This window comes from Peribacillus simplex NBRC 15720 = DSM 1321 (genome assembly GCF_002243645.1).
GTDB lineage: Bacteria > Bacillota > Bacilli > Bacillales > DSM-1321 > Peribacillus > Peribacillus simplex.
In genome coordinates this window covers 830,574-853,661 of sequence record NZ_CP017704.1, presented here as the reverse complement: position 1 = coordinate 853,661, position 23,088 = coordinate 830,574, and the positions used below count along the sequence as shown (strand labels likewise).

At 40.9% G+C, this 23,088-nt stretch carries 18 protein-coding genes and 2 pseudogenes; 17 read left to right on the top strand and 3 right to left on the bottom strand.

All coding sequences use genetic code 11. From position 1 onward, the window contains the following. Positions 1-109 precede the first annotated feature (109 nt). From BS1321_RS03875 to mutL, 8 genes are all read left to right on the top strand, one after another. A complete protein-coding gene (locus tag BS1321_RS03875; protein WP_063231804.1) occupies positions 110-1,867 on the top strand; it encodes a 2-oxoacid:acceptor oxidoreductase subunit alpha in 1,758 nt (585 codons plus the stop codon). Beyond that, entirely contained in the window at positions 1,854-2,720 is an 867-nt protein-coding gene (locus tag BS1321_RS03870; RefSeq protein WP_057278380.1) for a 2-oxoacid:ferredoxin oxidoreductase subunit beta, read from the top strand. The genes BS1321_RS03875 and BS1321_RS03870 overlap by 14 nt, the downstream gene beginning before the upstream one ends. 605 nt (positions 2,721-3,325) lie before the next feature. Then, the gene (gene tdh / locus BS1321_RS03860; protein ID WP_063232122.1) at positions 3,326-4,366 is read left to right on the top strand and encodes an L-threonine 3-dehydrogenase; all 1,041 of its coding nucleotides are present in this window, start codon (positions 3,326-3,328) and stop codon (positions 4,364-4,366) included. 342 nt (positions 4,367-4,708) lie between these two features. Beyond that, the gene (miaB, locus tag BS1321_RS03855; protein ID WP_063231803.1) at positions 4,709-6,253 is read left to right on the top strand and encodes a tRNA (N6-isopentenyl adenosine(37)-C2)-methylthiotransferase MiaB; all 1,545 of its coding nucleotides are present in this window, start codon (positions 4,709-4,711) and stop codon (positions 6,251-6,253) included. Position 6,254: 1 nt separating this feature from the next. After that, a complete protein-coding gene (locus BS1321_RS03850) occupies positions 6,255-6,683 on the top strand; it encodes a YlbF/YmcA family competence regulator (protein ID WP_063231802.1) in 429 nt (142 codons plus the stop codon). A gap of 211 nt (positions 6,684-6,894) precedes the next feature. Beyond that, positions 6,895-7,434, top strand: a complete 540-nt coding sequence (locus BS1321_RS03845) for an outer spore coat protein CotE (RefSeq protein WP_057278378.1) — start codon at positions 6,895-6,897, stop codon at positions 7,432-7,434. A 270-nt stretch (positions 7,435-7,704) separates the two neighbouring features. Next, positions 7,705-10,335 carry a DNA mismatch repair protein MutS gene (gene mutS / locus BS1321_RS03840; protein ID WP_063231801.1) on the top strand — a complete coding sequence of 877 codons (2,631 nt, stop codon included), beginning with the start codon at positions 7,705-7,707 and terminating at the stop codon, positions 10,333-10,335. Positions 10,336-10,357: 22 nt separating this feature from the next. Further along, positions 10,358-12,298: a DNA mismatch repair endonuclease MutL gene (mutL, locus tag BS1321_RS03835; protein ID WP_063231800.1), complete on the top strand. Its 1,941-nt coding sequence runs from the start codon at positions 10,358-10,360 to the stop codon at positions 12,296-12,298. Between the two features lie 111 nt (positions 12,299-12,409). Here mutL and BS1321_RS03830 read toward each other — a convergent pair whose 3' ends face one another. After that, on the bottom strand, positions 12,410-13,063 hold the full coding sequence (locus BS1321_RS03830; protein WP_063231799.1) for a cupin domain-containing protein: 654 nt from the start codon (positions 13,061-13,063) through the stop codon (positions 12,410-12,412). Positions 13,064-13,373: 310 nt separating this feature from the next. Between BS1321_RS03830 and BS1321_RS03825 the strand changes: the two genes are divergently transcribed. The 4 genes and pseudogenes from BS1321_RS03825 to BS1321_RS03810 all read left to right on the top strand — a co-directional run bounded on the left by BS1321_RS03825 (position 13,374) and on the right by BS1321_RS03810 (position 17,370). Further along, positions 13,374-15,266 carry an OPT family oligopeptide transporter gene (locus tag BS1321_RS03825; protein WP_063231798.1) on the top strand — a complete coding sequence of 631 codons (1,893 nt, stop codon included), beginning with the start codon at positions 13,374-13,376 and terminating at the stop codon, positions 15,264-15,266. Beyond that, positions 15,256-15,621: a PqqD family protein gene (locus BS1321_RS03820; RefSeq protein ID WP_063231797.1), complete on the top strand. Its 366-nt coding sequence runs from the start codon at positions 15,256-15,258 to the stop codon at positions 15,619-15,621. Before BS1321_RS03825 ends, BS1321_RS03820 begins: the two co-directional genes overlap by 11 nt. Before the next feature lie 218 nt (positions 15,622-15,839). Further along, a pseudogene (locus BS1321_RS03815) lies at positions 15,840-16,649 on the top strand (SDR family NAD(P)-dependent oxidoreductase). A 112-nt stretch (positions 16,650-16,761) separates the two neighbouring features. Beyond that, a complete protein-coding gene (locus tag BS1321_RS03810; protein WP_063231796.1) occupies positions 16,762-17,370 on the top strand; it encodes a methyltransferase in 609 nt (202 codons plus the stop codon). 97 nt (positions 17,371-17,467) lie between these two features. On the opposite strand, the pseudogene BS1321_RS03805 reads toward BS1321_RS03810, so the two are convergent. Further along, positions 17,468-17,871: pseudogene (locus tag BS1321_RS03805) on the bottom strand (asparagine synthase-related protein); the annotation flags it as partial. A gap of 36 nt (positions 17,872-17,907) precedes the next feature. After that, positions 17,908-18,624, bottom strand: a complete 717-nt coding sequence (locus BS1321_RS03800) for a GntR family transcriptional regulator (RefSeq protein ID WP_057278475.1) — start codon at positions 18,622-18,624, stop codon at positions 17,908-17,910. Between the two features lie 288 nt (positions 18,625-18,912). On the opposite strand from BS1321_RS03800, the gene BS1321_RS03795 reads away from it, so the two are divergent. From BS1321_RS03795 to chbG, 5 genes are read left to right on the top strand one after another with little or no spacing between them, the layout of a single operon-like run. Further along, positions 18,913-19,221 (top strand): PTS sugar transporter subunit IIB, encoded by a 309-nt coding sequence (locus tag BS1321_RS03795; protein ID WP_063231794.1) that lies wholly within the window; start codon positions 18,913-18,915, stop codon positions 19,219-19,221. A 4-nt stretch (positions 19,222-19,225) separates the two neighbouring features. Then, entirely contained in the window at positions 19,226-20,575 is a 1,350-nt protein-coding gene (locus BS1321_RS03790) for a PTS sugar transporter subunit IIC (protein WP_063231793.1), read from the top strand. A gap of 16 nt (positions 20,576-20,591) precedes the next feature. Further along, positions 20,592-20,939 (top strand): PTS sugar transporter subunit IIA, encoded by a 348-nt coding sequence (locus tag BS1321_RS03785; RefSeq protein WP_063232121.1) that lies wholly within the window; start codon positions 20,592-20,594, stop codon positions 20,937-20,939. After that, positions 20,936-22,279: a 6-phospho-beta-glucosidase gene (locus BS1321_RS03780; RefSeq protein ID WP_063231792.1), complete on the top strand. Its 1,344-nt coding sequence runs from the start codon at positions 20,936-20,938 to the stop codon at positions 22,277-22,279. Before BS1321_RS03785 ends, BS1321_RS03780 begins: the two co-directional genes overlap by 4 nt. Further along, positions 22,276-23,007 (top strand): chitin disaccharide deacetylase, encoded by a 732-nt coding sequence (chbG, locus tag BS1321_RS03775; protein WP_063231791.1) that lies wholly within the window; start codon positions 22,276-22,278, stop codon positions 23,005-23,007. Before BS1321_RS03780 ends, chbG begins: the two co-directional genes overlap by 4 nt. Positions 23,008-23,088 lie beyond the last annotated feature (81 nt).

Genomic DNA, 23,088 nt, shown 5'->3' with positions numbered 1-23,088 from the left:
TTAGTACACCTTTTCTAAAATAGAACGATTAATTATACATAGTTTAATGTTCTGAAGAGAGGTGCGGTTAAATGCATTTATATACGAACGTCCTAAAGGAGTGTAAGACATGATCAATCAACTTTCATGGAAAGTTGGCGGACAACAAGGTGAAGGTATTGAAAGTACAGGAGAAATATTCTGTATTGCCCTCAATCGCTTAGGTTATTACTTGTATGGCTACCGTCATTTCTCATCCCGAATCAAGGGTGGACACACGAATAACAAAATTCGTGTAAGTACTACTGAAACTCGTGCTATCTCTGATGATTTAGACATCTTAGTTGCTTTTGACCAAGAAACAATTGACGTCAATTATAAAGAATTACATGAAGGTGGCATCATAATCGCAGATGCAAAATTCAAACCTGTCTGCCCAGAAGATACAAAGGCGGAATTATATATTGTTCCATTTACGGAAATAGCAGCCGAATTAGGAACATCATTAATGAAAAATATGGTCGCCATCGGTGCGACATGTGCTGTTCTAGGAATGGAAATTTCCGTATTCAACGATGTGGTTGATGAAATATTCGGCCGTAAAGGTGAAGAAATAGTTAAGAAGAATATGGATGCCATTACTGCTGGCTATAAGGCAATGGAAGTGATGCTTGGGGAAAAACTGGGCGCAATGGAGCTGGAAAAGGCAGACGGCCAAAAACGAATGTTCATGATCGGAAACGATGCCATCGCTTTAGGCGCAGTTGCAGGCGGTTGCCGCTTCATGGCAGCTTACCCGATTACTCCGGCCTCGGAAATTATGGAATATTTAATTAAAAAACTTCCTCAATTTGGTGGGACGGTCATACAGACTGAAGATGAAATCGCAGCGGCTACAATGGCAATCGGTGCAAACTATGGCGGTGTACGTGCCATCACAGCTTCAGCTGGACCTGGACTTTCCTTAAAAATGGAAGCGATTGGTTTAGCGGGCATTACCGAAACGCCAATTGTAATCGTCGATACTCAACGTGGCGGCCCATCTACGGGACTTCCTACAAAACAGGAGCAATCCGATTTAATGGCCATGATTTATGGTACACATGGTGAAATACCTAAAATCGTCATGGCTCCGAGTACTGTTGAGGAAGCTTTTTATGATACGGCAGAAGCGTTCAACCTTGCAGAGGAATATCAATGTCCAGTTATCGTTTTATCCGACTTACAGCTATCATTGGGTAAACAAACGGTTCAGCCGCTTGATTACGGCAAAGTGGAGATAAGACGCGGAAAATTGGTTGACTTTGAAATTGAAGAGGCTGAAAACAAATCTTACTTCAAGCGTTATGAAGTAACGGAAGATGGAGTCTCACCACGTGTAGTGCCTGGTATGAAAAATGGAATTCACCATGTTACAGGTGTTGAACATGATGAAACGGGCAGGCCTTCTGAGACTGCATTGAATCGTAAATTGCAAATGGATAAACGGATGCGTAAGCTGAATAATTTAACTAACACATTCCAAACACCAGTATACAAAAACACACCGCATGAAGAAGCGGATTTATTAATTCTTGGCTTTAACTCAACACGCGGGACGATTGATGAAGCGATCGGCCGGTTAGAAACGGATGGAATGAAAGTGAATCATGCGCAAATTCGTTTGATTCATCCTTTCCCAGCTGATGAAGTCCTATCATTGGTGCAAAGTGCTAAGAAAGTAGTAGTTATTGAAAATAATGCGACTGGACAATTGGCTAATATTATCAAGATGAATGTCGGACATGTTAATAAAATTAAAAGCATCCTAAAATATGATGGCAACCCATTCCTCCCGCATGAAATTCACACACAATGCAAGGAGATGTTCGAATATGGCAACGTTTAAAGAGTTTCGGAATGATGTAAAACCTAACTGGTGTCCTGGCTGCGGAGATTTCTCCGTTCAGGCTGCCATGCAGCGTGCGGCAGCCAATGTAGGATTGGAGCCGGAGAATTTGGCCGTTGTTTCCGGTATCGGCTGTTCAGGGCGTATATCAGGCTACATCAAGTCATATGGTTTCCACGGCATCCATGGCCGCTCACTTCCAATTGCCCAAGGAGTAAAAATGGCCAACCGTGAATTGACCGTTATAGCTTCAGGCGGTGACGGAGATGGTTTTGCAATCGGGATGGGACACACCATCCATGCGATCCGCCGTAATATCGACATTACGTATATTGTCATGGATAACCAAATTTATGGATTGACAAAAGGCCAGACTTCTCCTAGATCCGCTGCTGGATTTAAAACGAAATCCACTCCAGAAGGATCGATAGAACAGGCTGTATCACCTATGGAATTAGCATTGTCAGCTGGTGCTACGTTTGTCGCCCAAAGCTTTTCCACTGACTTGAAAGACCTGACGGCGATCATTGAAGCAGGGATAAACCATAAAGGGTTCTCCTTTATCAATGTTTTCTCTCCTTGCGTAACATACAATAAGATCAATACGTATGATTGGTTTAAACAAAACTTAACTAAATTGAACACGATTGAAGGCTATGATTCATCAAATAAAGAACAGGCCATGCAGACTTTGATGCAACATGACAGCCTTGTGACAGGGATTATTTATCAAGACTCTTCACGCCCTTCGTACCAGGAATTAGTGCCAGGGTATGCTGAAAAAGCGTTAAATAAATCAGATCTGACACTGGATCAAGCGCACTTTGATAAGCTTGTTGCTGAATTTATGTAAAAAGTTAAAAGGTTCACCCCTAAAGATGGGGTGAACCTTTTTTGTAATTAATTGGAAATCTCAAGTGGAGAGAATCACTATACTCTCTAAATTAGCTTACCACCAACCGTTATTGAATCCACAGCCGAAGAAATTGCAACGATTCCTTCTACGACAACAATTGTGATGGCGGTCCCGATCACGGTCCCGATCACGGTCCCGATCGCGGTCCCGATCGCGGTCGCGCCTATTACAGCCCCTCACAGCACGACAAAAATCGTCTGCGATTCTATCGTTATCTCTGTCCCGATCTCTGTCCCTATCTCTGTCCCGATCGCGGTCCCGATCGCGGTCCCGATCATGATGATCGTGATTATTGCATCCACATGACATATAAGTCACTCCTTCATAATTTTGTTTTACAAGATATCTTATTCGAGAGCGGACAAGATGCTATAGAAACATGACCCATTTAACAAAAATGTACGAATGCCCTAAAAATCATCATTATTAATGTGAAAAGGTCGGTACAAAAGCGATTATGGTATTTTTGTGATTGATTTTTCATATCTTTACATATTAAGGTAGATGAAGAGAGCAGCCCTATTTCAGGGGGAATGTACATGTTGAGAGGTAAAATGAAAGCCGTCGTCAAACACCACCGAGGTTATGGGGCCCAATTACAAGTTGTCGATATACCGGATATTCGTGATGACGAGGTCTTGATTCGAGTGAAAATGACCTCGATCTGCGGAACGGATATTCATATTTTCACCTGGGATGAATGGTCACAGGGAAGAGTGAGTCCACCATACGTATTTGGGCACGAATTTGCTGGGGAAGTAATCGAGATAGGAGCAAGTGTCAGCAATGTTTCGGTTGGTGATTGTGTATCTGCCGAGACACATATAGTTTGCGGTACATGCAGGCAGTGCTTAACCGGTCAATTCCATATTTGTAAAAAAACTAACATTATCGGTGTTGATAAACAAGGGTGCTTTGCAGAGTATATAGCTTTGCCAGCCAAAAATTTATGGAAAAATCCAAGTGATATGCCACTCGATATAGCTACCATACAAGAACCGATGGGTAATGCAGTCCATTCAGTGCTAGCTGGCGAGGTGCTGGGTAAAACGGTGGCAATAATCGGCTGTGGTCCAATTGGGCTTATGGCGATTGCTGTAGCAAAGGCCGCGGGTGCTGATAAAGTAATCGCTCTTGATATTAATGATTATCGACTTCAGCTTGCCAAAAAGATGGGTGCTACAGACGTCATTCATTCAATTAAACAGGATCCATTGGAAATCACGAAAAGCCTCACAAGTGCGGATGGGGTGGATGTTGTTTGCGAAATGAGCGGTAATCCTGCAGCTATCCAACAAGGGTTCAAGATGGCGACGAATGGTGGAAGAATATCAATTCTAAGTCTGCCTACTAAGCCCGTAACGCTTAATATAACAGAGGATATTGTATTCAAGGGTCTTACTGTCCAAGGGATAACTGGAAGGAAGATGTTTTCAACCTGGCAGCAGGTTTCAAGTCTGCTTGAAAGTGGCAAGGTTGATGTAAAACCAATGATCACCCACCGGTTTCCACTTAGCGATTTTGAAAAGGGATTTGAACTGATGATCAAAGCTCAGTGTGGTAAGGTTCTCCTTATACCTTAAACATCTGAAAAGGTGGAAATTGCATTGTCTGCATTTAAAAAATCTTGAAAGGGGAAGGCGTCATCCAAAAATGATAAGAAGAGGCTAATTTCGTCATAGCCTCTTATTTCATGTTCTTATTTTCTGTATTTGTGAAAAATTTCTTACAATTGAGGAAGCCACGACAGAATGATTGTTTCTTGCTGTTAAAAGCTTTATACTATGATAATGTGGATATATCACACTTAATAGCTAATATTTACTGGTAATTCTTAAAAAGGAATCCGAATAAATCCATTTGAAGATAGGTCTTGAAATAGTTGGTGAAAGAAATAAACTAACTATTTTGAAAGGAGATTAACTATGAACGAGAAACAACGATTAGAATCACAAAAAGTACAGGCTGAGAATCCAGCGGACAAAAAATCCGAAAAGGACTTCAGTAAATACTTTCAAGCCGTTTATATTCCGCCTTCCTTAAAAGATGCGAAAAAGCGAGGAAAAGAAGAAGTAGAATATCATGATGACTTTGCCATTCCTGAAGGTTTCCGTGGAATGGGAGAAGGTAAAAAGTTTTACATTCGTACTTATGGCTGTCAAATGAACGAACATGATACAGAAGTCATGGCGGGCATATTTATGGCACTTGGTTATCGGCCGACAGACACGGTGGATGATGCTAACGTCATTTTACTTAACACTTGTGCGATTCGGGAAGGCGCAGAGAATAAAGTGTTCGGTGAATTGGGGCATTTAAAATCATTGAAATTGGAAAAGCCGGATCTATTGCTTGGAGTTTGCGGTTGTATGTCACAAGAGGAGTCAGTTGTAAAGCGGATCCTAGAGAAGCACCATTTTGTAGATATGATTTTCGGAACGCATAATATCCACCGCCTGCCGCAAATTCTTAATGAAGCTTATCTTTCCAAGGAAATGGTCATTGAGGTTTGGTCTAAAGAAGGTGATGTAATCGAGAACCTTCCGAAAGTGCGTAAAGGAAAAACGAAGGCATGGGTCAATATCATGTATGGCTGCGATAAGTTTTGTACATACTGCATCGTACCTTACACAAGAGGAAAAGAAAGAAGCCGCAGGCCTGGAGATATTATACAGGAAGTCCGTCATTTAGCTGCACAGGGTTACAAGGAAATAACTCTGCTTGGACAGAATGTGAATGCTTATGGTAAAGATTTTACGGATATCGAATACCGTTTCGGTGATTTGATGGATGAAATCCGCAAAATCGATATTCCGCGTATTCGTTTTACGACAAGTCATCCCCGTGATTTCGATGATCACTTGATTGAAGTATTGGCTAAGGGCGGTAATCTCGTTGACCATATTCATCTTCCAGTTCAATCGGGTAGTACGGATACACTTAAAATCATGGCCCGTAAATATACACGCGAACAATATTTAGAGCTAGTAAAGAAGATCAAGGAAGCTATCCCAAGTGCATCGCTAACCACTGACATCATTGTAGGCTATCCGAATGAAACGGAAGAGCACTTTGAAGAAACGATGTCTTTATACCGCGAAGTTGGTTTCGATGCAGCATATACTTACATCTATTCACCACGTGAGGGAACACCGGCTGCGAAAATGCAGGATAATGTACCGATGGAAGTGAAAAAGGAACGTCTGCAACGCTTGAATGCCCTTGTCAATGAAACGTGCGCATTGAAAATGAAGGAGTATGATGGACAGATTGTTGAAGTGCTCGTTGAAGGCGAAAGCAAGAAGAATGCGGAAGTATTAGCAGGTTATACAACGAAAAATAAGCTCGTGAACTTCAAAGGACCAAAATCCGCTATTGGCCAAATCGTAAAAGTGAAAATCACCGGAACGAAAACATGGTCGTTAAATGGGGATATGGTTGAAGAAGCAACGGCGATTGAGGTGGAGTAATATGACTAAATATACTAAAGATGACATTCTGAACAAAGCGGCCGAGCTTGCTGAAATGATCGCCAGCACGGAAGAAGTCGATTTCTTTAAACGGGCAGAAGCTCACATCAATGAAAACCAAAAAATCCGTGAAATGATCGCCAGCATCAAGAGCTTGCAAAAACAGGCTGTAAACTTCCAGCATTACGGCAAAGAGAAAGCATACAGTCAAGTTCAGGCCAAAATTGATGCACTGGAAAAACAATTGGATGAACTTCCGATCGTGCAAGAATTCAAACAATCCCAAGTGGATGTAAATGATCTTTTACAAATGGTCTCATCACAAGTTTCAAATAAGGTGACAGACCTGATTATTGAATCGACCGAAGGAGACATCCTTCGCGGTGAAACAGGTTCACAAGTACAAGCAGGCGGCGGAAGCTGTTCATGAATATAAAAAAGCCCTTCTGAATTCAGAAGGGCTTTTTACTATGCGGAAATCCTTATACAGTGCCCATTCGTGACACATATCCCAAAACATGCGCATAAAATAACCTAGGTTTAAAACATTACAGCAGTTTTCAAACAATTAAAATTCTACGCACAATAGACTTTTACCACGCATAGGATGAATGGAAACTGTATGAGGAGGGTTCGCTAGCATGTCACAATATAGAGAGATAATTACTAAAGCGGTGGTGGCAAAAGGACGTAAATTCACAAAGTCCTCTCACACCATTTGCCCGGCTCATCATCCTTCTAGCATTCTAGGTTGTTGGATCATCAACCATAAATACGATGCAAAGAAAGTCGGCAAAAAGGTAGAAATTCACGGCAGCTACGAAATCAACGTCTGGTATTCTTATAACCATAATTCGAAGACGGAAGTTGTAACTGAAAAAGTGCAATATACCGACGTTATTTCGCTGAAATACCGTGATCCCGATTATCTTGATGACCATGAAATCGCTGCAAAAGCTGTCCAACAGCCGAATTGTTTAGAAGCTTGCATCTCCCCATGTGGACAAAAAATCATTGTCCATGTGGAAAGGGAATTCTTTGTGGAAGTCGTCGGCGAAACGAAAATTTGTGTCGCTGTAAGTCCAGATGGCCGCTGTGAGGATGACTGGGGCTCTGATTTCGATGATGAGGATTTCGAAGATTTAGATCCGGATTTCCTTGATGAATTCGAAGACGAATAGAATATAGAAATTAATACCGGATGACATTCCCTTCATCCGGTTTTATTTAATTTGAAGCGGGACAAGTTCCTTGCTGGACTGGCGATGAGAAAAAAAGGAATGTAATGTTACTATATCCGTGCGTATGGCTTTGCAGATACAGCTAGCTCACAATTTAAAGGATAATTGATTTTCCATGCAATTTCGAATACAGGCAATGTTGCTTTCCCGTATGTTATAATGAAGGACATAAATGTGTAATAGATTTTAGTTTGGAAAGGTTTTGAAGGAATGGCTGGATATACTCCAATGATACAGCAATATTTAAAAATTAAGGCAGAGTATCAGGATGCCTTTTTATTTTTTCGTTTAGGCGATTTTTATGAAATGTTTTTTGACGATGCACTGAATGCATCACAAGAGCTCGAAATCACATTAACGAGCCGAGAAGGCGGTAGTGAAGAGCGAATTCCGATGTGTGGCATTCCGTATCACTCGGCTGCTAATTATATTGATATATTAATAGAAAAAGGTTTTAAAGTAGCTATTTGTGAACAGACCGAAGATCCGAAACAAGCCAAAGGTGTGGTACGCAGGGAAGTTGTCCAACTGATTACTCCGGGAACGAAAATGGATAGTAAGGGTCTTCGAGAAAAGGAAAATAATTATATTGCTACCATCACTTATTTCACGGATGGTCAGTTTGGCTTTGGATACAATGATTTATCGACAGGGGAAAACAAGGTCACTTTGATTGAGAGTTTTGAGGAAGTCCTGAATGAATTTGCCATCCTTGGTGCGAGTGAAGTGGTCATTGCCGAGGATTTCAATGAAGAATGGAAAAAAAAGCTGCAAGAACGGGGTGCTGCCGCTCTATCCCTAGAGAATAATTTGGTTCAAAGCGAGTCATTCGTTGCATTGCTTCATCTGTTAAAAGACCAGAAACTGGCGACAACGACCTCACGTTTATTGAATTATCTATACCGTACCCAAAAACGCAGCCTGGATCATTTACAGCCTGTGCTTGCATATGAAACTTCACAATATATGAAAATTGATTATTATAGCAAACGCAATTTGGAATTAACTGAAACAATTCGTTCCAAAGGTAAAAAAGGCTCATTATTATGGCTGCTTGATGAAACAAAAACAGCCATGGGCGGAAGGATGTTGAAACAATGGATTGATAGACCGCTCATTAATAAAAAACAGATCGAGCGGAGACAAAGCCTTGTTGAAACCCTGAAAAATCAGTACTTCGAACGGCAGGACTTACGTGAACGCCTGAAGGAAGTGTACGACTTGGAACGGCTTGCCGGAAGGGTAGCCTTCGGGAATGTAAATGCTCGGGACTTGATTCAATTGAAACGTTCATTGCAACAGGTGCCAATCATTCGTGAAATCGTGAAGTCAATGGCTTCCAATCAGGATATTTCAATTCTGGCCGATAAATTGGATCCTTGCGAAGAAGTGACGGATTTGCTTGAAACGGCGCTTGTAGAAAACCCGCCATTGTCCGTGAAGGAAGGGAATATCATTCAGGACGGTTTCCATAAGGAGCTGGATACATACAGGGATGCCAGCAGAAACGGGAAAACTTGGATTGCACAGCTTGAACGCGAAGAGCGGGAACGCACAGGGATCAGATCATTGAAAATCGGATATAATCGTGTTTTTGGCTATTATATTGAAGTCACACGAGCCAATTTGCATCTGCTTGAAGAAGGCCGTTATGAACGGAAGCAAACTTTAACGAATGCCGAACGTTATATCACACCTGAATTGAAAGAAAAGGAAGCTTTGATTTTACAAGCAGAGGAAAAAAGCATCAGTTTGGAATATGACCTATTCCTCAATCTTCGTGAAGAGGTCAAAAGCTATATCCCACGCTTACAGGATTTAGCGAAAGGCGTCAGTGAACTGGATGTCCTGCAGTGCTTTGCGACGATTAGCGAAGAACGCCATTACGTGAAGCCTGTCTTTTCTGATGATCGAAGAATCGTCCTGAAGGAAGGCCGGCATCCAGTGGTCGAGAAAGTCCTTCAATCACAGGAGTATGTCCCCAATGACTGCTTTATGGATGGAGACCGGGAGTTACTCTTGATCACAGGGCCCAATATGTCGGGGAAAAGTACGTATATGCGTCAGATTGCGCTAACATCGATTCTAGCGCAAATTGGATGCTTCGTGTCCGCAAGTATAGCTGAATTGCCTATTTTTGATAAGGTATTTACTAGGATTGGCGCGGCTGATGATTTGATTTCCGGTCAAAGTACATTCATGGTAGAGATGCTTGAAGCAAGAAATGCCATCATGAATGCGACAGAAAACAGTTTGATATTATTTGATGAGATCGGGCGAGGAACATCGACTTACGATGGAATGGCGCTTGCTCAGGCCATCATTGAATATATTCATGAGGAAATTGGAGCAAAGACACTCTTTTCGACTCATTATCATGAATTGACTGTATTGGCAGCGGATCTGCCAAAATTGAAAAATATCCATGTCAGTGCCATTGAGCAAAATGGAAATGTCGTTTTCCTTCATAAAATTAAAGAAGGACCAGCAGATAAAAGTTATGGAATTCATGTGGCTAAGCTAGCTGATTTACCGAAGCAGTTAATTGATCGGGCAGCGGCCATTTTAGCGCAGTTAGAGAATGAAAATGGACAGGCAAAGGCGTTACCTGAACAGCCGGCTGCTGCTGTAAAAGCACCTGTTGCCGAAGAAGCCGCTCCTGTAACATCCGTCAATGAGGCACAGCTGTCCTTCTTTGGGGAAGAGTCTCCTAAAGGCAGAGTGAATTCTTCTCCTAAGGAAAAAAAGGTGCTGGATGACATAAAATCTCTGGATATCCTTGAAATGACGCCGCTTGAGGCAATGAATACCCTTTATAAATTACAAAAGAAACTTAAATGAGAATTAAAGCGAGGCGATAAAAATGGGGAAAATCATACAGCTTGATGAGGCTTTATCTAATAAAATCGCAGCTGGAGAAGTTGTTGAACGCCCAGCCTCAGTCGTTAAGGAACTTGTGGAAAACGCAATAGATGCAAACAGTACCATTATAGAGATTGAATTGGTGGAGGCTGGACTTGGTTCCATTCGGATCGTGGATAATGGCGATGGGATTTTGGCTGATGATATAGAAGCGGCATTTAAACGCCACGCCACAAGTAAAATAAAAGATGAAAATGATCTTTTCCGAATCCGAACACTTGGCTTCCGCGGTGAAGCAATGCCCAGTATTGCTTCAGTTTCCCGTTTTGAATTGAAAAGCAGCACTGGCGAAGGTGTAGGAACGCGCATACTTCTTGAAGGCGGCATGGTTAAGGACCTCGAGGCTTCATCCAGCCGTAAAGGAACGGATATCCTGGTTTCCGACTTGTTTTACAATACTCCTGCAAGGCTGAAATATATGAAAACCATTCATACAGAGCTAGGAAATATTACAGATGTCGCTAACAGGCTCGCACTTTCGCATCCTGATGTTTCTATACGGTTATCTCACAACGAGAAGCGTATTCTGCATACGAATGGTAACGGTGATGTCAGGCAGGTGCTAGCCGCAATCTATGGTACGAATATTGCCAAAAAGATGATTCCGGTTCAGGCAAGCTCCTTGGACTTCAAATTATCCGGATATATCGTTATGCCTGAGGTCACCCGGGCTTCAAGGAATTATATTTCAACCATGATAAACGGCCGCTTCATAAAAAACTATGCACTTGTGAAAGCAATCCTGGATGGGTATCATACACTTCTTCCAATTGGACGTTTTCCAATTGCTTTGTTGAATATTGAAATGGATCCGATTCTTGTCGATGTCAATGTACATCCATCCAAAATGGAGGTAAGGCTCAGCAAGGAACAGGAATTGTACAGTCTTGTATCGGAAACGATTAAATCTTCGTTTAAAAAGATGTCTCTAATACCAAGTGGATATACACCAACAGCAAAGCCGGAACAGGTGAAAAGTGAGCAAACTAAGCTGGAATTGGACCATGTTGTGGAAAGCGGCAAGCGGGTCCTTGAAGAAGCCAAGAAAGAAGCTTCACTCTTGAAGGATACCTTGATTCGGGAAAAGCAGGAACAAAAGAGTTACGTGGATCATAATGAAGATTTCAATCTTGAACCAATAAAGGAAATAATCTATAGCAATGAACAGCAGCAAATGGAAGATGCCTATATACCGGTTTTACAAGATGATGAAAGCAAAACATATTTCGAGTCAGCTGAAAAGTATACAACCTACACTGTCGAAAAAGAGGAAGAAATCGAGGCGAATGAACCGGATAGCCGCATCCCTCCGATGTACCCGATTGGGCAAATGCATGGAACATATATTTTCGCCCAAAACGAAAAAGGTTTGTATATCATAGACCAGCATGCTGCCCAGGAACGGATTAAATACGAATATTTTAAAGAAAAGGTCGGACGTGTTGAAAACGAGCTACAGGATATGCTTGTACCCATAACCCTTGAATTTTCAACAGACCAATGTATCCGGATAAATGAATATCGGCATGAATTGGAAAAAGTGGGCGTCTATTTAGAGGAGTTTGGCTATAACGCCTTTATTGTCCGATCGCATCCACAATGGTTCCCTAAAGGAATTGAACAGGAAATCCTTGAAGAAATGATCGAACAATTGCTATCGATGAAAAAGGTCGACATCAAAAAATTGCGCGAAGAAGCAGCTATCATGATGAGCTGTAAAGCCTCCATAAAGGCAAACCGTCATCTGCGGAATGATGAAATCCAAGCACTATTGGATGAACTAAGGCGGACAACAGATCCCTTCACATGCCCTCATGGAAGACCTATCATCATCTCTTATTCCATTTATGAAATGGAGAAAATGTTCAAGCGGATCATGTAATTAAAAGCAATGGAGAACCCTTATGTAATGGGGTTCTCCATTTTCGATTCCGATTTTTTAGACTTCATCCATGAAGGTGTATAGGCTTTGAACAGGCCATGGACAGGGTCATCAATAATAATAATATGGGGGGGGAGGCTGGAATTGATAGTTGTAAGCCGGGGCAGTATACATTTGGTTATCATAGTGATTAATATATTGCGGATATTGCTGCATGTCTTCTTCGGCCGCTCGATGGCAGTTTGCTGACGGACCGATGAATGTTGAGGGTTGAACCGGTGCAATTGCTTTTTTCCATTGGTTTTCATCCATGCAATACGTATGTGCCATAATATTTGCAGGTGTCAATTTCAAGATATCTGAACCAAGGATTACCTCAGGTGTTGGTGCATTAAAAATGGCCAGCAGATGAGTATTATCAGTATTAGCCACTTCATAATGCCACCAACCTTGTGGAACGTTGGCTACTTGGCCAGGTTTAATGGGATAATTTTGTATTTGCTTAGTAAAAGGGTTCAGTAATGAAACGGTTGCCGCTCCAGAAATGCAATACACTAGCTCTGCAGCATTTTGGTGATAATGCGGTTCTACGACATTGTTTACACTAAGGTAAATATCTAATAAAGAAACATTTTCGAGTGTATTCAATTGTTTGATACCTAATACATTTATATAGTTTTGATTGTCTTTTTTCATTAAATTGCTTTTATTAACATCAAAAAAGTATTGTGTTGATGGTGAAGTATAGTCCATATAGGAGACCATGGATTTATCATTCCTTTTTTTAAGACTTGATTTTTCAAGATATGTTAGAGCTCATTTTAATGTGCAATAACCCAGTGGGTTATTTGCTTATGGAGCTAATGAAATGAATGAGATGCATTGATTTCGTGTAACGTATTAGCTATGTTATTAGATGAATATTATTTTTATATATTTTAAAACTAAAACTACTAATCTGAATATTTGATGTAATCAAACTTTTGATAAGCAGATTTTTCCCATTGCGTGACTTTAAATTACAGTGATATAATGTTCTCTGTGATTTTAAAGTTTAACATAGGAAGTGGCTAAATTGTCGAACAATTCAAAAGAGAGTAAATTCGTTCCGTACGTCTCTGCATCTAAATCTCTACCGGAATTAACTGCAACTGCAATCATTCTAGGGATCATTCTTGCAATCGTATTCGGGGCGGCAAATGCATACTTAGGCCTACTTATTGGTTTAACTGTCTCTGCTTCAATACCCGCAGCGGTAATTTCAATGGCTATCTTAAGAGGGGTTTTTCGCAGGGATTCAATATTAGAGAACAATATTGTGCAAACGATGACCACGGCAGGTGAGGCTATTGGTGCCGGTGCTGTATTTACCATTCCAGCATTGTTCATGTGGGACATGGACGTGAGTCAAGCATTCATCATTTTCGTTGTATTAACTGGGGGATTTTTAGGGGTCTTCATGATGGTTCCCCTTCGCCAGCTTTTGATTGTAAGGGAACATGAAACATTACCTTATCCGGAAGGTACGGCATGTGCCGAGGTCCTGAAGTCAGGAGAAAAGGGTGGTACAAGCGCCAAGCTAATCGGAGCCGGTTTGGTTATCGGCGGTGTGGTTAAAGGGCTTGGTGATGGGTTTAAGCTTTTCAAGACAGAGGTTGAAACAGGAATCACGAATTTTAAAAATGCAGTGGTTGGTCTTGATGCCTTTCCTTCCCTTTTGGGTGTAGGTTATATTATTGGACCGCGTGTTGCAGGACAAATGCTAGGTGGGGGTTTATTAGCCTGGGTCGTTCTAATACCAGCCATCAGCTTTTTTGGCGGAAGCAATGGTACAGCCATTTTCCCTTCTGATGTACCGATCGGTGAATTGGATGCATGGGGAATTTGGGATAATTATATACGCTATATTGGAGCTGGTGCTGTTGCAACTGGCGGATTGATCACATTGATCAAAACATTACCAATACTTTTCAGTTCAGTTTTTGATACTCTTAAAGGCGTAAAAGCCAATAAAGGACAACTAAAATCAGGTTCGATCCGTACAGAACAAGATATACCGGCTAAATACGTTTGGTTGGGAACGATCATCGTTATTTTAATCATTGCTTTCACACCTATAACAGATGTGGGAATCATCGGTGCGATTGCAATTGCGATTTTTGGATTTTTATTCGTGACAGTGGCTTCAAGGGTTGTCGGGATCGTCGGAAGTTCTTCTTCCCCTGTTTCTGGAATGACGATAGCTACGCTATTGATTGTAGCGATTGTCTATAAAGCTACTGGTTTTACTGGTACGACTGGAATGGTAGCCGCTTTAACTGTCGCTGCGATCATTTGTACAGCACTTGCGGTTTCAGGTGATGTTTCTCAAGATCTAAAAACAGGATATATCGTCGGCGGAACACCATGGAAACAACAAGTTGCCATGATGATCGGTGTTGTTGCGTCCGCTTCTGTCATTGGTTTTATCCTGGTTCTAATGGATAACGCATATACGATGGGATCTGCAGAACTACCTGCACCTAAAGCGGCACTAATGAAAATACTTGCTGAAGGTGTTCTTGGGGGAGATTTACCTTGGACTCTCATCTTTATCGGTGCGGCTATTTCCATCACATTAGAGTTTTTCGGTCTGAATTCACTTGTTGTTGCAGTCGGCATTTACTTGCCGGTTCATACTAGTGCCCCAATCATGATTGGTGGATTTATTCGATTCTTCGTTGAGTTCTTCTCGAAAACAAAAGAAGCGCTTAAAGCACGGGTTGATAGAGGTGTATTATTTGCCTCTGGTTTAATAGCGGGTGAATCATTGATTGGTGTACTTATTGCCATATTGATCGCAGCAGGTGTCCAAGTTCCGGCTGTGGCTAAATTAGCCAGTAATTTGCTACCTTTCCTACTATTCCTTGCTCTAGCTGGATTGCTATGGTTCGTATCCAGCAAAGGGAAAAAAGAAGATGCTTCGTAAACGCCAATCAAAAAAGCGGAACCTGTTAACCATGGTTCCCCTTTTGGAAAAACGCGTCACTATGGTACAAGAATCTTCGGAATCAACTTTTTTAGTCATTCAAAGGACCAATTTTGTGGAACGAATTACAATTCGTTTCTTTAAACAACCATCAGTCCGTAAAATCAAGCTTGATAAGTTTGGGGCATATGCCATTAAACAGATGGATTTCCAAAGGAATGTAAATCAGATTTCTGAAGCGATGAGTGAACATTTTGGTGAGGAAGCAGAACCAGCCTTACCGCGGTTGATGAAATTTCTGGAAATTCTTGAGGTTCATGATTGGATCATATGGGATGATGAAGAAGAAAAATGAAAAAAGCTGAAGCTCTTTTTGATGCTTCAGCTTTTTTCTGTTTTGGATTTGGTAAACAAAATTTTCATTAGGGTTACGACATTCTAATAATCTACATTTTACGGAAATGAACTATAAGTATAATTATTTGTAACAGCTTTATATATATTGTATTCTTGTACTGTTAGTCATGATTAATAAAGCAGTAATATTCAATTTTGAAGAGCAGGTGGGTTATTATGGGAAGAGTACAAGGTAAAGTAACATTAGTGACAGGTGGAGCTTCAGGTATAGGGTTATCCATATCCACGCTAATGGCTAAAGAAGGCGCAAAAGTTGTGATTGCTGATTTTAACGAAGCAGGAGCAAAAGAAGCAGCCGAAAACATTTAAAAACAAGGTGGGGAAGCAGCTGGAGTGTTCTTGGATGCTGGACAAGCAGATTCCATCCAGGCAGCAGTTGACTTTACAATTGAACAATATGGAACGGTTACGGTACTTGTTAATAATGTGGGTTTAACTAACCTACATAAAGATCTGGATGTCGTGAATTTAGATTTGGAAGAATGGGACCGACTTATGGATGTGAATTTAAAAAGTGTCCTATTGGGAAGCAGGTTTGCAATTCCTCACATGATTAAAGCGGGAGGAGGATCGATCATCAATACGGCCTCCATGGCTGGATTTACAGGTGACTCCGTACGTTCTGCATATGGTGCCTCTAAAGCGGGGGTAGTGAATTTGACCCGTTATATCGCTGCACAGTATGGTAAAGATCATATTCGTTGTAATGGAGTGGCACCAGGCCTTATTTTAACTCCTGCAGCGAAAAATAATATGCCTCCGGCCGTACTCGATATTTTTGCCAAATTTAATGCATTGCCATATCATGGTGAAGCGGATGATATCGGATATACAGTTCTATTCCTTGCATCCGATGAGTCCAAATTCATTACAGGTCAGACTATCCAAGTGGAAGGCGGTCACTATATGGCCAATCCAAGCATCTCTGATTTTAATGATTATGTAACTAAAGCAAAATCCAATTAATTGTCTGGACATTCATATATAAAGACTTTACCCTGGATAAGATCAACCTTATTCGGGGTTTTTAGTTAGGAATCCCTTTATCGAAAAAACCATGAAGCAGGTGCAGATAACAATGGAAGAAACGAATTATGATGAAATGCTGAACATCAAGACGGAAGGTGAACAAAAAAATTTCAATGATTCTTTGCATTATCACCGATACGAGCCTACGCCATACAGCGCATTAGAACATTTATTCAAAAAATATGCACTGAAAAGAAATGATCGCATTGTGGATTTTGGATGCGGTAAAGGACGCTTGAATTTTTTTATCCATCACTTATATCAATCATCTGTGGTTGGCGTGGAGATGAATGATAATTTCTATAAAGAAGCGATCGAGAATCTGAATGGATACATGAAGAAAAGGAAAAACAATAATGGCAATATAGAATTCCAATGTTGTTTGGCAGAAGAATATGATATTGATACGAAAGACAATCGTTTTTATTTCTTTAATCCGTTCTCGGTACAGATTTTCATGAAAATCATCAATAATATATTGCTTTCCTATGAAAAAGAACCGCGCCAAATCGAACTTATATTATTTTATGCTTCACAGGATTATATTTTTTTCCTCGAAAATCAAACCGCCTTCGAGCTGAAAAACGAAGTGATGTTACCTGGCTTGACTGAATCTAATCCTTTTGAGAAATTCGTCATATACCAATTGTTAAATTGATTGGATACTCGTTTTTGGGTGATAATCAAATAAAAGGCACCCAAGCAATCATTCATTGATGCTTGGGTGCAATGAGTAAACAAGCCAATAAAGGTGCTTAATTTACAGCATATTGTAAAAGCTTTTGGGGCTCATATTGTTTTTCTATATAAATTTGATGCCAAATCATAAAAGTTAAAATAGTCCAGAGCTTCCGGCTATTGTCCGCTTTATTATTTACATGGTTTTCAAGTAATTTCATAATTTGCGCTTTGTTAAATAGATAGTCAGTCGGGCTTTCCGGGATTAACCTTACTGACCAATCGTATAATTCATCCTTTAACCAATGGCGTATCGGAACAGGAAAGCCTACTTCTTTCTGCTCCATACATGTTCCGGAACTATCCCACGGGCAGCTTTTCGGAGCATGTATTTGGTCGTTCCATTTCTAACCTTTTGATCCATACTAAGTTTTGAAGCTGTATTGAAAACACAAGTGCACAAAAAAATGGGATGCCTTAATTAAAAGGGCATCCGTCTTATTTTATCTATTAATAATCAATAGTTCCGCTCGATGACAAAGTGTGCACGATCGCCTCTAAAGAGAGTTTTAGAGAATTCAATGACCGATCCATCATTCTCATATGTGTAAGTTTCTAAGGAAAAACAAGGTGAACCGTTCGGTACATCCAATTTATCAGAAATGGAATCGTCGGCAAGTGAAAACTCCAAGTGTTCAACCGTTTTTTTTACTTTTAAATTGAATTGTGTTTCAAGTACTTTAAAGAGTGATTTTTCACAGGCTTCGATATTAAGCCCGGGTGTTTTATACCAAGGGAGAAAGGCAATTTCATATTGAAGGGGGATGTCGTTTACGTAACGTATCCGTTCCAATTTGTTTACGGGGTCTCCAATATTTTGTTTAAAAAGCTTGGCAAGGGTAGCATTTGCTTCAATCACTTTTAAGCTAATGACCTTTGTAGAAGGGTTTTTTCCTTGCATCGTGACTTGCTCAGAGAACTTTTCAACCGTGCTTGTAAGAAATTGTTTCACTTTATTCTCCGAAACGAAGGTACCTTTTCCTTGAACACGGTAGATATAGCCTTCGACGTTCAATTGCTGTAAGGCCGTGCGAACTGTTGTCCTGCTTACTCCGTATATTTTACAAAATTCGGCCTCAGTCGGTAATTTCGTATTTGTTTGATATTCGCCATTTTTTATGAGATCGATAATCGATTCCTTAACTATGGAATGCAATGCCGCTTCTTTATTCATGGTCTCCACAGTGATTCCTCCTAAGTTCATTCCCATTATATACATATAGATTATCTCGGATAAGTACAATAATCAACTTTAATTCACAAATTTGTAGTAACAAATTAAAAATTGTGTTGATATTTTTTCGATTTGTAACTACAATGTATGTATGGAGGTAATAATACCCATTTCATATATCTTTTCAAAGGAAGTGATAAAACAAAGTAACATCCATTATTATAAAAGTGCGGTTTAGTCTTACTTAAAAATACTGAATAATCAATCATTAAAAGGGGGGTAATTTCAATGAATATCTTATTATGTTGTTCTGCAGGTATGTCTACTAGTTTATTAGTTACCAAGATGGAGGAAAGCGCTAAAAAACAAGGGATAGAATGTCATATATGGGCTGTAGGTTCTACAGAAGTGAACAATGAAATAGATAAGGCTGATGTGATTTTATTAGGTCCGCAGGTAAGATATCTTCTTTCCAAGTTACAGGAAGGCGGAAAAGAAAAGGGAATTCCAGTCGCAACCATCAATCCAATGTTCTATGGACTATGTAATGGTGAAGAAGTACTAAAACAAGCCACTACTTTAATAAAAGGAGAATAAGGATATGATGACTTTTATTGATAAGTATATTATGCCTGGGGCGGTAAAGGTAGGAAATAACCGGCATTTGCTTGCGATTCGTGACGCATTGATTGGAATGATAGCGATTACAATGATCGGGTCATTCGCCGTCCTGTTTAATAATCTTGGGCAAGTCATCAAGCCTTATGGAAGAATGATGGAGGCTATCTTCGGTCCTGCATGGAATACGCTGGGCGGTGATATTTGGTTTGGAACGTTTGCATTCATGACTGTATTCGCTGTATTCGGAATCTCTTATAAATTGGCACGATCATACGGTGACGATGGTTTTGAAGCGATGCTGGTTTCCGCAGCCTGTTTCTTTTTATTATTACCTCAAATCGGAAATGTCACTATAACTATCGATGATAAGGATGTTACAGGCGGGGCATGGGGTTTTGTAAGCGTGAACTATTTTAATGCTACTGCCCTATTTACGGGAATTGTCGTTGCCTTAATAGCCACTGAAATCTTTGTGAGACTTTCCCGAGTGAAATATTTAGTCATCAAGCTTCCTGATGGAGTACCTCCAGCGGTAGCCCGTTCATTTGCAAAGTTAGTGCCGGGTATGGCAACGATCTTTATCGCTGGTGTATTTGGACTGCTTTTCCGTAAAGTTACGGATGGGCAGGTACTGAATGACTGGCTGAGTAAAGTAATTGTATCTCCATTACAAAGTGCAGTAGATTCATTGCCATTCGCTATTTTACTAGTATTTCTTGTTCACTTATTATGGATGATCGGTTTGCATGGACCCAATATCCTTGGCGGGATAACGACACCGCTTTTTGAAAGTTCGGGAGTGAAAAATATCGATTTATATGCAAAAGGCGTCAAAGACATGGACCAATACGGGGTATTGGCGGGTTCTTTCCTGGATGCATTTGTTTATTTAGGCGGATCTGGTGCAACATTGGGCCTTATCATTGCAATGATCATTGCCGGTCGGAAACGGTATAAACAGATGATTGCACTCGGAGGGGCACCTGGAGTGTTCCAGATTAACGAACCCATTCTTTTCGGATTGCCTATCGTTCTGAATCCAATGTGGTTCATCCCATTTGTTCTCGGCCCGGTAATTACAACGGTGATCTCTTATATCGCGGTAAGCAGCGGAATGGTTTTCCCGATCGTTGCTAAGATTCCATGGGTTACCCCTCCGATTGTGGGTGGGTTCCTGGCCACAGGCGGGCATGTGTCTGGAGCGGTCTTGGCTGCAATCAACTTAGTCATTTCAACAGCGATTTATTTACCATTCGTTTATGCTCAAGTGAAGATAGACACCAAAAACAAAAAAGAGCTTACAAAAGATTCAGAAACGCTAAGCGTTTAAGAAAGTAGTGATGAAAATGGAAAAAGAAGAATTATACCAACTATCCTTTCAATTGATTTTATATAGCGGGAATGCGAGAAGCTTTGCAATGGAAGCGATGCAGGAAGCAAAGAAAAGGAATTTTGATTCTGCTCGCGTGAAAATAGCCGAGGCTGAAACGGAATTATTGCAAGCCCATAAATACCAAACCCAATTAATCCATGCTGAGGCGGGCGGGGATCATTTTGATCTTCCCATTATCCTGGTTCATGCACAAGATCATTTAATGACAGCGATGACTATAAAGGATCTTGCAATTGAAATGATTGATCTACGCGAAGAATTCTTACATGCAGATGCTGTGAAGGAGAGGACTGCTGAATGAGCAAGGGGCTGAAGATTGTCACGATTGGCGGAGGTTCGAGCTATACACCTGAGCTGATCGAAGGTTTCATCAAATATCATGAAGAACTTCCTGTGAGTGAAATTTGGCTCGTGGACATTGAAGCGGGAAAGGAAAAGCTTGAAATTGTCGGGAATTTGGCAAGAAGGATGATTGAAAAGGCTGGTGTGAATATTGAAGTCCATCTCACGCTAGACAGAAAGAAAGCGCTTAAAGGTGCTGATTATGTAACAACCCAATTGCGGGTTGGCCAGCTCGCAGCAAGGGCGCTTGATGAAAAGATTCCATTGAAACACGGAGTGATCGGACAGGAGACGAATGGACCAGGCGGGCTTTTCAAGGCTTTTAGAACGATTCCTGTCATTCTGGACATTGCTCATGAAATGGAGGAATTATGTCCGGAAGCATGGCTGATTAACTTCACGAATCCTGCAGGGATGGTAACGGAAGCAGTTCTGCGTCACAGTAATATTTCCAAAATCATTGGCCTTTGCAATGTGCCGATTGGTATGGAAAGAGGTGTTGCAGATTTGATGGATGTAGAGCCATCAAGAGTCCGGATCGACTTTGCTGGCTTGAACCATATGGTTTACGGCTTGGATGTATTCGTTGATGGCGAGAGTGTAAAAGATCAAATCATCCATTTGATTACAGATCCAGCTAAAGCTGTCACGATGAAGAACATCCATGCAATGGGATGGGAACCGGAATTCCTTAGAGCGTTAAACCTGTTTCCGTGTCCATACCACAACTACTATTATAAAACGGGAGATGTGCTAGCCCAAGAATTGAAGGATGCAGAAAATGGGGAAACACGTGCAGAGGTCGTTCAAAGACTTGAAGCAGGATTATTCGAGCTATACAAAGACCAGGATCTGGCTATCAAGCCGCCGCAGCTTGAAGAGCGCGGAGGTGCGTACTACAGTGATGCAGCTGTGCGGTTGATTTGCTCGATGCATACGGATAAGCGAGATATTCAAGCGGTAAATACCGTAAACCATGGTGCGATTGAAGGCATCCCTTACGGCTCGGCGATTGAAACCAGTTGCGTGATAACTAAGGATGGTCCTAAGCCAATCAATGTAGGAGAGCTTCCTGTCGCTGTCCGCGGATTAATTCAGCAAATCAAATCCTTTGAAAGGGTAGCCATCGAAGCTGCAATTTCAGGGGACTATGATACTGCGTTGCTTGCCATGACGATCAATCCACTCGTTCCAAGTGACCGGGTTGCAAAACTTATCTTAGACGAAATGCTGGAGGCACATAAAGATTATCTGCCGCAGTTTTTTGAAAAAAAGGAGTTGCAGGATAATTTATCATGATTGAAGTCCTTGTAAATGCAGATGATTTCGGGTTAACTAAAGCGGTGAATTATGGGATTTTGGATAGCCACAAATATGGAATTGTCAATTCGGCAACGATCATGATGAATGCGATAGCAACGGAGCATGCGATTGAAATCGCAAAGAAGACACCTTCGTTGAAGATAGGTATACACTTAGTGCTGACATGGGGTAAACCTTTATTGAGTGATGTTCCGAGTTTAGTAGACGAATCTGGTTTCTTTAAGAAGCAAGGGGAGGTATATGGGGATCCTACCGCTATTTCCTTGAGCGACTTGGAGAGGGAGTGGTCAGCACAAATCGAAAGATTCTTGGAATTTGGTCTATTTCCGACTCATTTCGACAGCCATCATCATGTACACGGGATCACAGCATTTCTACCTGTTATTAAAAAGCTGTCTGAGAAATACGGATTGCCAGTGCGTAATGCCGGAAGGCACCTTGCTGGGATTCAAACCGTTACAGATGTATTCCTCGATGATTTTTATGGAGAAATGGTGGTTGAAGATTACTTTCAAAACTTGAAAGGGAGGGTAATGGATGGGTCGAGCGTGGAGATAATGACCCATCCTGCTTATATGGATGAAGAATTGATGGAAGTCTCCTCCTATAATGATAAACGCTTAAAAGAAACCCGGATATTGACAAATGCAAAATTACCTGAGGGATTTTACCTTAGATTCAGCATCAACCAAGTTAAGATTTGATTTCTTTAAATAGCCCTTTAATTACAAAAGAGGACCATTCATCAAATGATGAATGGTCCTTTTAAATTCAATGAGTGCTTT